The organism is Rufibacter glacialis (assembly GCF_008271745.1).
Taxonomy (GTDB): Bacteria; Bacteroidota; Bacteroidia; order Cytophagales; family Hymenobacteraceae; genus Nibribacter; species Nibribacter glacialis.
Window position 1 is genome coordinate 375,069 of the sequence record NZ_VKKZ01000021.1, and the last position, 14,732, is coordinate 389,800.

Annotated in this window: 13 protein-coding genes; 5 read left to right on the forward strand and 8 right to left on the reverse strand. The window is 51.1% G+C overall.

Features of this window, described 5'->3' with window-relative positions:
- Positions 1-831: 831 nt before the first annotated feature.
- A complete protein-coding gene (locus FOE74_RS13270) occupies positions 832-1,248 on the forward strand; it encodes a hypothetical protein (RefSeq protein ID WP_149099096.1) in 417 nt (138 codons plus the stop codon).
- A gap of 111 nt (positions 1,249-1,359) precedes the next feature.
- Here FOE74_RS13270 and FOE74_RS13275 read toward each other — a convergent pair whose 3' ends face one another.
- Complete coding sequence (locus FOE74_RS13275) at positions 1,360-3,603, reverse strand: cation:proton antiporter (protein WP_149099097.1); 2,244 nt, start codon at positions 3,601-3,603, stop codon at positions 1,360-1,362.
- A gap of 661 nt (positions 3,604-4,264) precedes the next feature.
- Here FOE74_RS13275 and FOE74_RS13280 point away from each other — a divergent pair.
- The 4 genes from FOE74_RS13280 to FOE74_RS13295 all read left to right on the forward strand — a co-directional run bounded on the left by FOE74_RS13280 (position 4,265) and on the right by FOE74_RS13295 (position 8,260).
- The gene (locus FOE74_RS13280) at positions 4,265-4,513 is read left to right on the forward strand and encodes a hypothetical protein (protein WP_149099098.1); all 249 of its coding nucleotides are present in this window, start codon (positions 4,265-4,267) and stop codon (positions 4,511-4,513) included.
- 656 nt (positions 4,514-5,169) lie between these two features.
- Positions 5,170-6,096, forward strand: a complete 927-nt coding sequence (locus FOE74_RS13285) for a TerC family protein (protein WP_149099099.1) — start codon at positions 5,170-5,172, stop codon at positions 6,094-6,096.
- Between the two features lie 316 nt (positions 6,097-6,412).
- Positions 6,413-6,943, forward strand: coding sequence for a DUF488 domain-containing protein (locus FOE74_RS13290; protein ID WP_149099100.1), 531 nt, complete (start codon positions 6,413-6,415; stop codon positions 6,941-6,943).
- 150 nt (positions 6,944-7,093) lie between these two features.
- Positions 7,094-8,260, forward strand: coding sequence for a hypothetical protein (locus tag FOE74_RS13295; RefSeq protein ID WP_149099101.1), 1,167 nt, complete (start codon positions 7,094-7,096; stop codon positions 8,258-8,260).
- 764 nt (positions 8,261-9,024) lie between these two features.
- Here the strand turns inward: FOE74_RS13295 and coaE are convergent.
- The 7 genes from coaE to nusB form a co-directional block, all read right to left on the reverse strand.
- Positions 9,025-9,633 carry a dephospho-CoA kinase gene (gene coaE, locus FOE74_RS13300; protein ID WP_149099102.1) on the reverse strand — a complete coding sequence of 203 codons (609 nt, stop codon included), beginning with the start codon at positions 9,631-9,633 and terminating at the stop codon, positions 9,025-9,027.
- A gap of 3 nt (positions 9,634-9,636) precedes the next feature.
- Positions 9,637-10,617, reverse strand: coding sequence for a YbbR-like domain-containing protein (locus tag FOE74_RS13305; protein ID WP_149099103.1), 981 nt, complete (start codon positions 10,615-10,617; stop codon positions 9,637-9,639).
- A 7-nt stretch (positions 10,618-10,624) separates the two neighbouring features.
- A complete protein-coding gene (gene yajC, locus FOE74_RS13310; RefSeq protein WP_149099104.1) occupies positions 10,625-10,954 on the reverse strand; it encodes a preprotein translocase subunit YajC in 330 nt (109 codons plus the stop codon).
- A gap of 14 nt (positions 10,955-10,968) precedes the next feature.
- On the reverse strand, positions 10,969-11,514 hold the full coding sequence (locus FOE74_RS13315) for a DUF1573 domain-containing protein (protein WP_149099105.1): 546 nt from the start codon (positions 11,512-11,514) through the stop codon (positions 10,969-10,971).
- Positions 11,515-11,544: 30 nt separating this feature from the next.
- Positions 11,545-12,543 carry an isocitrate/isopropylmalate dehydrogenase family protein gene (locus FOE74_RS13320; protein ID WP_149099106.1) on the reverse strand — a complete coding sequence of 333 codons (999 nt, stop codon included), beginning with the start codon at positions 12,541-12,543 and terminating at the stop codon, positions 11,545-11,547.
- A gap of 11 nt (positions 12,544-12,554) precedes the next feature.
- Positions 12,555-12,860, reverse strand: coding sequence for a YtxH domain-containing protein (locus FOE74_RS13325; RefSeq protein ID WP_149099107.1), 306 nt, complete (start codon positions 12,858-12,860; stop codon positions 12,555-12,557).
- Positions 12,861-13,080: 220 nt separating this feature from the next.
- Positions 13,081-14,220, reverse strand: coding sequence for a transcription antitermination factor NusB (gene nusB, locus FOE74_RS13330; protein WP_225840807.1), 1,140 nt, complete (start codon positions 14,218-14,220; stop codon positions 13,081-13,083).
- Positions 14,221-14,732: the final 512 nt, after the last annotated feature.

Sequence of the window (14,732 nt, forward strand, 5' to 3'; positions counted from 1 at the left end):
CTTGAATAGAGGTATACTGCACTTGCCACAAGAGGTGATGAGTACTCTGCCAGGCCCCCAATCTCCCTTTGTCCCCTGCAATAGCCCGGTTTACAGAAAAGGCCCAGGATTTTCATTTAGCCCAACTATTACCTATATTATTGCGGTGTGAGCCACCCTTATCCAACTAAATTTAGGCAACCTTGGAGGAGTTCAGCATGCTTACTGGATTATTACAGCAAGGTAGGCAAAACCCGTATCCTCTCAAAAATCTTAAAAACCAAAACTCTGCGGTTTTATATACGCCGGAATGGAGCCAACGAAAGGGAGTATCCTACTTGAAATCCAGCAATTCCTTAACGGGCATTTCCAACGCCTCACTGATAGAGAAAAGCAAATCAAGGATTAAAGCATTTCTTCCTTTCTCAATTCCTAGCCCCATCCTTCAACCCTAAGTTCCCGGTTCTTACGCTCCATCGCCATTTCAGGTGTTGAATCAATAATCCGCCTGGCAAACGCACCCGCACCTGTCAGCAGAAGGCTCCAAACCTGATATCCTCTTCCTCATCGCTCCCTGTAAGAAGTAAACCTCCCTCGCGTGACATTAGAGACATTATATACCAGGCATTGAGCCAAGCCTTGGAGGGAGTATGGGAAAGCTTCTGAAAGATGTTTATGGGCATCCTTTCATCCTTTTTGGTAAAAGATTAGTACCTTAAGATAGTAAGGACATAAAACTCTGAGGCAGTGACTAGTTCTGATATAAAAATCTTTCTGCCGGTGTTCCTGCTTGCCTTTACAGGGGTCTTCCTGATTTGGAGCTATACCTTCAAAAAAAGGATACAGAAGGGGATGGAATACTACGCCTCTCCTTTCCATCGGGTGAACCATCTGTTCCTGGCAATGCTGGGTTTGGCGGCTGTTATTGTGGGTGTCTATACCTTCATGCCAGAATACTATCTACTGTTGGTACCTATTGACTCCCTTGACAAGCCTCTTATCAATGACTTGGGCGGTCTCATTCTGCGGGTGGCTTTGTTCTGGCTTCTCTCTTCCATGATCCACACCTATCTCCTTTTCGGGACAATCAGTGCGGAGAACCCAAAGAAGTCAGTTGAAGTCTATGCCTACGCCCAGAAGATCGTCTTGGTCAGCATAGCTTTCATGTTAGTGGGCTTAGCGGTCACGATCTCCAGCGTGGGCGCTTTCCTTCTTAGCTTGATTGGCTTGTTCTCCTACTACCGGGCTTTTCTTAAAGGCACTTCCTGAGCATTGGAGCCGCTCCAACTACAGGGGTGATTTTTCTTGTTTATAAGTGCATTAGCTTTCTATACTGCTTCCATCAAGGAAAAGACTTATACCTGAAGTAAAACCAAATGCTTAGGCCTCAGTTACTGTTGGTTTCATGGCAGGTTCCTCTAAAAGCTTGATGCGGGAGGGTTTCCCAACAATCCACAGGATGTCCCCTTCCACAAAAGCTACCTTTGAATCAGGGTTCATCATCTTTTTACCCGCTCTTTCAATTCCCACAATCAAGCCATCTGTTAGCTCCCTGATACCAGATTCTCTTATGGATTTATTCAGCAGGGGAGAAGACGAAGATACTACCAGTTTCTGGAGCTTGACATCCTCTTTCACGGCCTTCATATTGACTCCTGGCGGGCTCTCATCCAGGACAAACAGCCGAAACGATTCTATGTTCTCGTCCACCCCAAATACATAAATCTTATCATAGGGGTAAATCCTTTCGTATCGGGTAGGAGGCATAATGGTCCGGTTTCCCCGCTCAATGACCGCTATGTTCACGCCGAATTTTTCCCTTATCTGGAGTTCCTCTAAGGTGCCGCCAATAATGGCAGAAGATGGGCTGATGAGGAAACTGGTCAGGTGCGCCCCCCAGGGAGCAATCTGGTGGTCATCGCTTATCTGACGGTCATTCAGGTTAGAGTAAAAACTATCTTCAATGCGGGTATAAAAATTCTGCACCTTCTCAGAGAAAAGCGCCAACAAGGCAATGATGCCCACCCCCGCCAAAATAGCGACCCACGTAGAGAAGAACTGGTTTAATAGAACCACACATATCAAAACGGCTACCCCAGCCCGGGCAAACTCCAGCACGATGATAACACTGTGGTATTTCCGGTTGGCCCAAAGCCGGCTATGCGCCTCTTTATGGGGGTGGTGCCGGGCCAGCGCCCACAGGAACGGGGCAATCAGCACCAGGGTCACGATCGTAGTCCAGATATCTGCCCGTATTCCTTTCTCCGCATTGGCCACTATAAAGGAATAAAGATATCTGTCTGCCAGCATGGTGATGGCAATGATGACAATGGCATACACCACCATGTTCCGGACATAGGATTTCAAAACCATTTTCCAATCACTGGTGGTATTGATGGTATAAGCCCCGGTACTATAGCGGTTCAGCAACGCCTTCCACCGCTCTGGCAACACTGACTCCACAAAGACATACAGCGGCTCAGAAAACCGGATCATATAAGGCGTAGTGAAAGTGGTAAGGGCCGAAACCGCCACCGCAATAGGGTATAAGAAATCACTCGTGACTTTTAAAGACAACCCCAGCGTGGCAATGATAAAGGAGAACTCCCCAATTTGAGGAAGACTCATGCCAGCCTGAACCGAGGCTTTGAGTCCCTGCCCGGCCAGAAGGCCGCCCCCGGCAACACTGAAAACTTTCCCTAATATGGTGATACAGGAAATAAGGGCAATAGGACCCGCATACTTCAAAATCATCTCCGGATTGATAAGGATGCCCACAGAGACAAAGAAGATGGCCCCGAACAGGTTTTTTACCGGCCCTACCAAGTGCTCAATCTTCTCAGCCTTGGTGGTTTCCGCCAGAATGGAGCCCATGATAAAGGCCCCCAGAGCCGGGGAAAAGCCCGCCTCGGTCGCTAACTTCACCATTAGAAAACAAAGGGCAATAGCCACTATCAGCAGGGTCTCATCATTCATGAGTTTACTGGCCCATTTCAGGAAAGTAGGTATCAGAAAGATTCCTCCCAGAAACCAGACGGAAAGGAAGAATCCTAACTTCAGCACGGCGGCCAGCATCTCTGTTCCGGCAAACTGCTGACTTACCGCCAGGGTAGAAAGGAGCACCATCAAGAGAATGGCGACTAAATCTTCCACAATGAGCACCCCAAACACCAGGCCGGCAAAGCGCTGCGATTTAATCCCTAGCTCTTCAAAGGCCCGGATAATAATGGTGGTAGAGGAAATGCATAGAATTCCGCCCAGGAAGATACTGTCCATGGTAGACCATCCCAAAAGCTGACCAGTGAGATAGCCTAGCAGGAGCATGATCACTATCTCTACCAGGGCCATTATAGAGGAGGCCCCGCCTACCTTCGCCAGCTTTTTAAAACTAAACTCTAACCCCAGACTGAAGAGGAGGAAAATTACTCCAATCTCGGCCCAGAGCTGTATATTTTGGATTTCTTTGATGGTGGGGAGGTGGGCGAAATGAGGGCCTATTAACATGCCCGCAATGATGTAGCCCACCACCAGAGGCTGTTTGAGCCGCTTGAAAATCAAGGTGGTAACTCCTGCTGCGGTAAGCAATAAGCCCAAGTCAGTTATGAGGGGAGGCAGGTGTACCATAACTTTCTAATAAATTAGAACCGTTCAGGGCTCCATATTTCATCCAAAAAGACCAAAATCCTTTATCCCTTCTTTTCAAAAAATAAAGCTTTTACTCTACAAAACGAGGCCATAGGTAGAAGACAGATTCCTGATTATCCAGAGATTTTTACGGAACGGCACCCAACCGTTCACGGCATTATCTAAATGGATATACGCAAAGTTATAGATTTAGGCAAACTACCTCTGCCCGCAAATAACCAGTTTTGCATCCTTTGTAGAGGAGCACTTACAGCGGACCAATCAGGAGGTGGTAAAAGTGTCTCTGAGAAAGTAGCGGGTCTTAGCACGTCTATCGGTGACCGGCCTGAATCACAAAAGGCAGTAAGAGCCAATAAGGTTACTCCCCGAGGATGTTCAGCCTATTTGTAACGATCCGCTCTCCAAGGCAAAAATAACACTAGAACCCCTCCGGTTGCGTTGCTTATGAGAACTGCTGATAAAAACTACTCTTTTTGGGGTACCGTACACCGGCGTCAATGGAAGAACTATCTTTTAGCCATTTGCTGGTTAATTTTTTACCGGGTTCTTCGTGGCAAGTACAGCGTCTATGGTTTTATTGACTTCTATGGACACTGTATGAGCAGTTCCCCCTATCTTTGAACTTTAAACTTAAGAACCCGTGAACTATTCCCCATTCCTCGCTCTATTTATTCTTGTGGGCTCCTCTTGTGATACCATCACAACAACGGCTACTGATGCCGCCTCCAAGGCGGCCAAAGATATCGCTAATACTGAGTTTGAACGCCATACTGGTATTGATTCAGTATCCACCAGAGTCGGCTCCCTGGACACGCTTGACGTAGAAGGTATCATCAAGCGTGAGGTGAACCGCGAAGTGCAAAAACAGGCAGATGAAATTTTGCGTTGATGGGCTAAGCAATAGTTTCTAAGGGGCCCTGCTTAAGGTATGGGTGTGTTAAGGCGAGAAGAAACCCAATTGACAAACGTACCACAAAGGCAGATCAGGATGTGACAAGACGGTCTGGCCCTATAGGCTCACCTGGCGTTTTCAAGGAGTTTTGTAAAAAGCAGGCTGAAAAAAGAGATGGCTACCAATGATATTCATCATTACCGTGGCTATTGTTTTGACGTCATTTGTCAACTCCTTCATCGCTTTTGTCAAAACGTCAGAAAATTACGTTTTGGGCACGCTCAACCATACTCGCCTACGGGGTGAAACCCCAAAGGAGCTCTCCTTGCAGGCACTACAATGGGAAGCGGTTCCTCATAGACTGCTTTCTTTTTTATGCTCTATAAGAAGGCTCGCCAGAGAAATGGAAGGCAAAAACCCGGGGACAGGGCGATTTCCGCTCACAGATACAGGACAGCGGCGCATGTGCAACTTCTGAAACCGAGACAGAAGCCATCCTTCCCAAACGGGGAGGGATACCACCATTGATCCTGCCTCGCACTACTAGCCCAGACCAGTCTACCTTGGCGCCCGCAGCGGTTCGCCTACGGCAGGGATAGTATCACCTACTTGTCAATCTATCGTTAACATCACCATTGAAATAAATTGTAAGAATGGAAGTGAATAGCACCTTTTGGATTGGGTTCAATCTTTTTGTCCTCCTTATGTTAGCCTTGGATTTGGGGGTCTTCAACCGCAAAGCGCACGTCGTGTCTGTTAAAGAGGCACTGATCTGGTCAGGGGTTTGGATCTCTCTGGCTTTGGTTTTTAACTCCCTCGTTTATTACTGGTTCGGGGAGCACAAGGCGGTTGAGTTTTTAACAGGGTATGTTCTGGAGAAGACTTTGAGCATTGACAACATCTTCGTGTTCGTGTTGATATTCAAGTATTTTCAGATACCGTCTATCTACCAGCACAAGATCCTATTCTGGGGGATTCTGGGTGCCCTGGTCATGCGCGTGATTTTTATTTTCGCCGGGGTGGCGTTGATAGAGAAATTCCACTGGTCTATTTACCTGTTTGGCGCCTTCCTCATTTATACCGGCTACAAGATGTTTGTGGAGAAGGATAAAGAGATGGAGCCAGAGAAGAATCCTGTCATAAGGTTCTTCCGGAAAATAATGCCTGTCACAGATCAACTGGAGGGTGATAAATTCTTTGTAAAAAAAGCAGGGAAGGTTTTTGCCACCCCCCTCTTCCTGGTGCTCATCCTGATTGAGATTTCTGATCTTATTTTTGCCGTTGACAGCATTCCGGCCATATTGGCCATCACCCAGGACCAGTTTATCGTTTATACCTCCAACGTTTTCGCCATTCTGGGCCTTCGCTCCCTTTATTTCGCCCTGGCCCATGTGATCCACCGGTTTGTGTTCCTTTCTACAGGACTGGCCTTTATTCTAATTTTTGTAGGGCTTAAAATGGTAACGATAGACATCTTCAAGGTTCCCACTTTCATTTCCTTGATTGTCATCGGGTTTATCATTACGGTAAGCATTGTATTTTCATTGATAAAGACCAAAGATGCAGATAAGGCCAGTTAGAGCGCTGGGCACAGCAGTATAGCACAACAAAAAGGCGCAGGAGCCCACCTGGCAGGCGCACGTATGGCTACAATAGGCAGGATTTTCATTGCTGGAAGGAGGAAAGGCAAGTTGAATGCAAGCCCAGACGACCAATTTCCTTTGCTGGGTTGCCCCCAGCAAGGACACTGGCCAGGGCCGGGAAACGTCACCGTGCGCTCGGGCAACATGGGTCGTGTAGGCCTTCCAGCAGTATAAAGAGGGAATAATACTTCGCCTACCGGATTTGGCCCTGCGCTGAAGAACTTTGTTACACCGCCTAACTACACCAACCCCCATGGAAGGAACCGACCGCACCATCTGGACCATTGGCCATTCTACCCGCAGCCCCGAGGAGTTTGTGGCCGCCTTGCAGTCTTTCCACATAGAGGTGCTGGTGGATGTGCGCCGATACCCAGGCTCTAAGAAATATCCTCACTTCAATGCCTCAGCCTTGGAGACGTACCTGCCCGAAGCCAGGATAGACTATAGGCCACAGCCCGAGTTGGGCGGCCGCCGAAAGCCCAAACCGGACTCAGCCAACACTGTCTGGCGAAGTGAATCGTTCAGAGGCTACGCCGATTACTCCGAGACCCCGGCGTTTGAGGAAGGGATAGAACGTCTGAAGGAAGTGGCCACCGATAAGCGCACGGCTTACATGTGCTCAGAGGCGGTGTGGTGGCGCTGTCACCGGGCCATCATCTCTGACTACCTGAAGGAAAGGGGCTGGACGGTGCTCCACATCATGGAGGCCGGCACCGTGAAAGAGCACCCCTTCACCGCCGCCTACCTGGAAACGCATCAAGCCGGTGGCAAGCCAGGAGAATAAGGACCTTTCTTCTCACAGGCCTCTTTTGCCAGGCAACCCAACCTGCTTTCCCTTTATGCTTTCAGGAAGTTTTTGCGGAATCTGCCGTAAATCAGGGCAGACGGGTGTGCCGCCAATTGCGTAGTTTTGCGTTCCCTAGCCCCACCTACTATGCACTTGATAGAAGTTAACAACGCGGCCACCGTCAAAGCCTTCCTGGACCTTCCTTCTACTATCTACCAGGACCACCCTAACTGGATTCGGCCCCTGGACAAGGACATTGAACAGGTCTTTGACCCTAAGCAAAACCCCAACTTTCAAAACGGCACCGCCATCCGCTGGATTCTGCAGAACGCCCAGGGGCAGACCATCGGCCGCGTGGCCGCCTTCGTGAACAACAAGACCAAAGACGCGTCTGAGTACGTGACCGGGGGCATGGGCTTTTTTGAGTGTGTGGAAGACCAAGCGGCGGCCAATACCCTGTTCACCGCCTGCCAGGATTGGTTGGCCGCGCAGGGCATGGAAGCCATGGACGGACCTATCAACTTTGGGGAGCGGGACCGGTGGTGGGGACTGCTGGTGCAGGGGTTCACGGAACCTAACTTCGGGATGTTCTACCACCCGCCCTATTACCAGCAGCTGTTTGAGAGCTTTGGGTTTCAGGTGTATTTCAAGCAATACACCTACTACATGGACACGCACGCGCGGTTCGGGGACAAGGTCTACCAACGCTCAGAGGCACTGGACGCTACCCCGGGCTACAGTTTCGGGCATCCTTCCAAGAACAACCTGGAGAAACTGGCGCAGGATTTCCTGGAGGTCTACAACAAGGCCTGGTCGGGGCACTCGGGTATCAACGAGATGACGCTGGAGAAAGCCATGAAGATGGTGAAGAGCATGAAACCCGTGATGGTGGAGCAGCTCATCAACTTCGTGTACTTTGAGGGCAAGCCCATCGCCTTCTTCATCATGCTACCGGAGCTGAACCAGATTTTCAAGCACCTGAACGGCAAGTTCAACCTGCCCGCCAAGCTCAAATTCCTCTACCACCGCTGGCGTTACAACAAACGCACCGACAAGAAGGTGTTTGGGGTCATTTTTGGGGTGGTTCCTGAGTTTCAGGCCAAAGGCGTGGATTCCTACCTCATCTGCCACGCGCAGGCGCCCCTGAACGCCTACGGAGCCCGCGAGATTGAGATGAACTGGGTAGGGGATTTCAACCCCAAGATGATGCTGGTGACCCGGGGCCTGGGTGCCCGCATCTACAAGACCCACGTTACCTACCGCAAGATTTTCGACCCGGCTAAACCGTTCACGCGCTACCCGATTATCAAATAAGCTTTGCTGTTTTAGTAGGGCTGATTTCTGAAAAACAGCCTTAGAATGCAATAGCCCCTATAGAATTGGGTTTTTGGTGAGCAGGAACGGCAAAAGATGCTTTGGATTGCGCAGGTTCAGCATCGCTTAAGACATGGTGCATGCCTTTTGCCATGGCTGGCGTAGCGACTGCTTATGGCAAGGGCCCTTATGCTACTCCGTTGCATAGCTGCCCTTCGTGCGCTCACGGCCGCGAGGCCCCGTCTTCCCCTCTCGCACTGCCCTTTCGGCCTGAGCTGTCTGTTCCGCTCAGTGATCGTCTATCCAGGGCCAAAAGCGAGGCGCGCTCGGGAAAGACTGGAACTGGGGAAAGTTAGTAAAGGCGGTAAGGAGAACCCTGTAGAGACAACGGCACCGCCTTGTCTCCCACGCATTCCTTTCTTTTGCCCCTACGCATTCATTCGTTGTCTCCTACGCTTTCCTTTCTATTGCTCCTTGGCATTCCAGATACTCCCTCTTTGAAGGAGGCAAAGGGGGATGTTTACACCTTACGAGTACTTCTTCCCTTGGCTGTTCCCAGGCTTCATACCGCCCGCTCAAAAGACCTTGTAGTGTCTGCAAGACCTGCGAGTGTCTGTGCCAATATCGTTTCAAGCCTATTTTCCCGAAACCACCGCTAAAACAAAGCCGTCTTTCCTCGCTCAGCACTTTTTAAAGGGCTGGAAAGAGAGTAATGTGGAAAAAATCTCCTAAAAGGAATGTTCTGAAAAAGTAAGCCAGAAACGTTAAGAAGCGTCTTTCTCTGAAGCCAACCTCAGGAAAGTCTCATGCAGTTTTACCACCTGGGGCAGCACCAACTGGGCATCATCGTTGTACAAAACGAACTGGGACCGGTGCACTCGCTCTTCTTCGGGCAGTTGCTTGGCCATGATGGCCTCCACCTCGGCAGGGGTGCGGTGAGGGTCGCGTTGCAGGGTGCGGGTCTGGCGCAGGGCTTGGGGAGCAGAGACGGTGAGCACGTGGTCTACCTGGGTATAGGCTGAAGACTCAAACATGAGGGCTGCCTCTTTCAAGATATAAGGGGTCTGTTGCTGCGCCACCCATTGGTAAAAGTCTTTGCGTACCTGCGGGTGCACCAGGCCGTTGAGTTTGGCCAGTTCTTGGGCGTTGTGGAACACTTTCTGGCTGAGGTAGGTGCGGTTCAGGTGCTGCTGGGCATCAAACGTCTCCAGCCCGAACGCCGTGATGAGCTGGGCCCGTAGTTCTGGATCATGGTTCATCACCCACTTGGCGCGGCTGTCAGAGTCATACACGGGCACGCCTAGCAGTTGGAAGCATTTGCAGACAATGCTTTTGCCAGATCCAATTCCGCCGGTGATCCCTATTTTGAGCATATGTTATTGGGGAGCCAGGGAGATCTTCACCTTGCCGGGCAGCACCGCCACCTGTCTGGTATGGGGCGACTTCTGCAGCACCGTAGGCACAATGGTGGAATCTGCTGAATTGAATTTCAGGAAATCCAGGGCCACCTGGAACAGGTCGGGCTGGAGCAGGTCACGGTTCTGGGGCAGGTACGAATACTGGAGCACCACAGGCCCGTTCACCAGCTTTAACCGGTATCCGGCGGGGAAGTTCTGCAGAATGGGCTGCATGGGTATCTCCTTCCGCTCCAGGGCGGTGACTTTGAACTCCACTTCTGCCTCGCTCACGTCTGCCTTCACCAAAGAAGTGAAGTCATGGATAAGCAGCACCTCTCCTTTGAAAGGGGCCGTCAGGCTTTGGTCAGGCGGGGATAACAGGAAAGGGTTGGGGAATTGGTCCAGGATCAGTTTAGGCCCGGTAAAGGTCACCGAATCTGGCCGTATCTTGACTGCCCCCGTGAAGGCGTGGCCCGGGGCAACGTTTATTTGTGTGGTATCAATGGCCAACGGGAACCTGCGGGTCACCAGTTGGTCAAAGTCAAAGCTGATGGTGTCGGTAACCACGAAGTTCAGGTTCAGGCCGTCTAACACGTTAGAGATGGCCGGCCGCAGCACATGCCCCGGCAACCGTTTAATAGTGGGCAGGTTCCGGAAAGTGATCTCGGCTGGCTTTACATTGAACATCAGGCTCTTCCTAAGCAGCTTCCATCCTTTCCCGGTCACGTTGATGACCACCTCTTCCGGCAAGGGCTTTACCGGCAACAGCGCTTTGGGGTCATATTTGAATTGGATGGGGTAAGAAACCTGCGTGGTATAGCTCTTGTTCAGGGCGTTCAGGAGCCAGAAAGTAGCCGCCGTCAAAAAACAAAGCAACACCACCCTCCAGTACTGTTTCTGCTTGGGCGAAAAAGGCCTCAGTAACCAGAGGAGGGCGTGCTTTGTTCTGTTGAATGGCAAGGGCGGTTTACGCGTTAGTAGGTTCTGTGTTGGCGTTCACCCGCGAGGTAGCTTCCACGGCAATGGCTACTTTGTCAAATTTCAGCTTGATGCCTTTGTCAACCTCAATCCAGACGGTATCATCATCAATGCTGAGCAGGCGGCCGTGCAGCCCCCCAATGGTGACCACGTTCATGCCCCGCTTCAGCTCTTCACGGAACTTCTTCTGGTCTTTGGCTTTTTTCTGCTGCGGGCGCACCATGAAAAAGTAGAACACCAGAATGATCAATCCAATGAACAGGAAGTTGGAATACAGGTTGGCCCCTTCTGGGGTGGCTTGCAATAAGATGGTTAGCATAAAGGGTTCTTAGATTATAAACGTACAGGTCCGTTGGCTCCTGCCTGGGGCACTGCGCCGATGACGTTGGTTTTGATGGTCAACTGGTTAACCTGCGGGTCAGTATTAGCCGTGATGGTGATTTGCTTGGACTGCTGGCCAGATCTGCCGGCCGGGTCATACTCCACCTTTATGGTGCCGGTTTTGCCGGGGGCAATAGGCTCCTTGGGCCACTCTGGCACGGTACAGCCACAGGTGGCGGTCGCGCTCTCAATCACCAGCGGGGCCTGCCCGGTGTTGGTGAAGGTGAACGTGTGGGTTACCTTTTTGTCCTGCTTGATGTCGCCGAAATCAAACTCGGTTTCCTTGAAGGTCATGGCTGGCTTAGGGCCGGTGGGGTTCACTTCTTCCTGGCCGGCTACATTAGGGTTGGTGGCCGGATCGTTGGCGGCTATGGCACTTCCTTCAGAAGCATTCTGCGCCGTTACGGTAGCGGTTTCTTCGGTGGAGGCTTTTTTCTCGCAGCTGATAGTCCAGAGACCACCTGCCAGGAGCAATGCGATTACAAATTGCTTTTTCATAAGGGGTTACCTACGTAAGAATAGGACAAGTTACAAATTAGAAATGATATGCTGGGCAAATTCTGAGGTAGAGGCGGTGCCTCCCAGGTCACGGGTGCAGCAGTTTTTATCCAGCAGGGTCTTCTCCAGGGCGTTTTCAATCTGCCTGGCCTTGTCGTGCAAGCCCATGTGCTCCAGCATCATCAAGGCAGAGCGCAGCAAAGCGGTGGGGTTCGCCAATCCTTGGCCCGCAATGTCTGGGGCCGAGCCGTGCACGGCTTCAAAGATGGCCATGTCATCCCCAATATTGGCACCGGCCACTACGCCTAGACCGCCTACTAAACCGGCGCACAGGTCAGAGAGGATATCCCCGAACAGGTTGGTGGTCACCACCACGTCAAACTGCTCTGGCTTGCTCACCAGCTGCATGCACATGTTGTCAATGATCTTGTCATCCCACACCACGTTGGGGAATTCCTTAGACACCTGCGCGGCGGCTTCCAGGAAAATACGGCCCGCTGATTTCAGGATGTTGGCTTTATGGGCCACCGTCACCTTCTTGCGGTTGTGTTTCTCTGCGAACTGGAACGCGGCTCTGATGATTTTGTAAGAACCCTGCACGGTCACCCGGGCAATGGAGTCAGAGATACCTAGGCGCTCGTCAAACGTCTCCAGGCCGGCGTACAACCCTTCGGTGTTCTCGCGGAACAGCACCAGGTCTACGTTCTCAAAGCGGGTTTTCACGCCTGCCGTGGTCTTGGCCGGGCGCACATTGGAATACAGATCGAATTTCTGGCGCAGCTGCACGTTGACGCTCTTGAAGCCCTTGCCCACCGGGGTGGTGATGGGGCCTTTCAGTGCGATTTTGTTTCGTTCTAAAGAGTCAATAAGGCGTTGGGGAATCAACTCCCCCATGGCGTCAAACGTGGTTTGTCCGGCGTTTTCTTCTTCCCAGGTAAGGGGCACTTGTGCGGCTGCAAAGATCGCCTTCACGGCTTCTGTGATCTCAGGACCTATCCCGTCGCCGGGAATAAGGGTAACGGTTGTCATGGTCAAGGGGCTTATATTTCCTTCTTACTGTTTATTTCGTTAATAAGCGTATCTACGTCCATCAGCAGACGCTCCGCCTTGTCACGGGCATCTTTGATGACGCGCTGCCCTTCGGTTTTGGCGGCAGAACCTTGCTCTTCTCTTCCAGCAATCAGGTCATTGGAAAGCTCCAAAAGTCTGGCGCGGTATTTCTCTAATTGAAAGCTCAGTTTGTCACGGGTTTCCCGGCCTTTCTCCGGCGCAAACAAAATACCCAGCACCGCACCTGTGGCGATACCGGTGGAAAAGGCAAGGATAGCATTGGTTTTTTTGCCCATAGTTTTAGGTTGTGATAAGTATATAAGACACAAGTAGCAAGATGGCAGGCGCAAGACGTTCTCCCGGGCCTTCTGCATCGGTACTCAGGAAAAGCCGCGGCGCTTACGGTGCCAGGGCTTCTTCTGTCAGTTTCTGTTTCAGGGGTAGTTTCATAAAAACACGCCTGAAACCGGGGCACTGATAGCCCTTCTTACTCATACGAACGAAAACCTGCCGGGATTATTTGTTGTCCAGCAACCCTCTACCAGATTTCCGGATGGCACCGCTCGCGATCAGATCCTGCGACAACTTGTCTAACACCCCGTTGATGAACTGCTTGCTTTTGGGCGTGCTGTACACCTTGGAGATGTCAATGTACTCATTGATAGACACCTTCACGGGAATGCTTCTGAAAATGTGCATCTCGCAGAGAGCCATCTTCAGGATGATCTTGTCCATGAGGGCTACCCGCTCCACGTCCCAGTTCTGCACGCTTTCGGCGATCATGACCTCGTATTTCTCGTCGTCTTTCAGGGTCTCGTAATAGAGTTCCTCAAAGAACGCCTTGTCGTCATCCCAGCTGGCAGACAGATCTAACAGGGCCAGGTGCTCATCGGTGTTCTCCTCCAGCATCTTGATGGACTTGTTCACCAGGTTCTTCACCACAGACTTGTTCTCTACCCAGTTCAGGTCTTTCTCCTCAAACAGGGTCTGCAGGTTCTCGTCCTTAAAGATAACGTTTTTGAAGATATGTTTGAGCAATTCATGGTCTTGCTCATAGGTAGGCTCTACTAGTTCCAGATAGGCCAGCACTTCCTCGTCTTTCTTGAGGTTGTTGCGGTAGATCTTCTGGATCACCTCCATGTCTCCGGCCCAGCTCAGGTTTCTGCGGATCACGCGCTGCTCCAGGAACTTGTTGGCCAGCAGTTTCTGCAAGGCTTTGTTCTCTAGCAGTTTGCGCAGGTTCACGTCTTTCCGCTCTGTAAACCGGGTGGCGGCTTTCTGCTCTTCGCTGTCAATCTGGTGCAACAGTTCCTGGGCTACCAACAGCGTAAGCAGGTACCGGTCATAGATTTCCTCAGCGGCGGCCAGCATCTGGTTCCCGAAGAATTTTAAGTCTTTCTTGAGGGAGTTCTGGTAGAAGTTCACGGCCGCCTGGGTGGCGTCTAAGATCTCCCGATCTTTTTCCTCGGTGTCAAATTTGCGGGTTTTGTACCACTCTTTGAACAGCAGACTGGCAATCTGCTTCTGCCCTTCCAGCTTTCTGCGGTCCTGGGCCTCAATGGCCATCAGGTCTGGGGCGAATCTGTCCGCAATCAAATCCAGGGCCAACTGGTAGTCTGACCCTTCTGCCTGCACGTAGGCATAGATGGCTTGCATCGCTTTGATTCGGAGTATTCTGCGGTTGAGCATGATAATAAGGAAAGAACGTGGTGAACGTGAAAAATACGGTAAAAGTTGGCGTTTGAAGCGGCGGCGTTACAGGCTGTACGGCCTTACCCCCTATTCAGCCGCAAAGGTCCGAACTTGTAGAGGAAGAAACAAACGGTCCTTCTTTTTAATTTCCAGTTCCAAAGCGTCCCAACTACGCCAGCGTTGGCAGGAAACGACTTGTGTTTAGAGCCTGTTTTGCGGAAAACAGCAGAGAAAATCCGGGGCACTCCTACACCGTTCCCTTTTGCCTTTTGCTCCCTGGCGGACACTGACCAACTGGCGCGAGACTATGGTCTCGTGCCCAAGGATGAAACGAGTCTCCAGACTCGCCGGGAACCACCGGCAGGTATTTTGTTCCGCAGATGGCTGGGGGTTGGGTTCTGCTCTTCTATGCACGAATTGGCTTCCTGTGATTGGAAGGAAGGACCATAGACACTCGTAGGAGCTCCGCACACTAC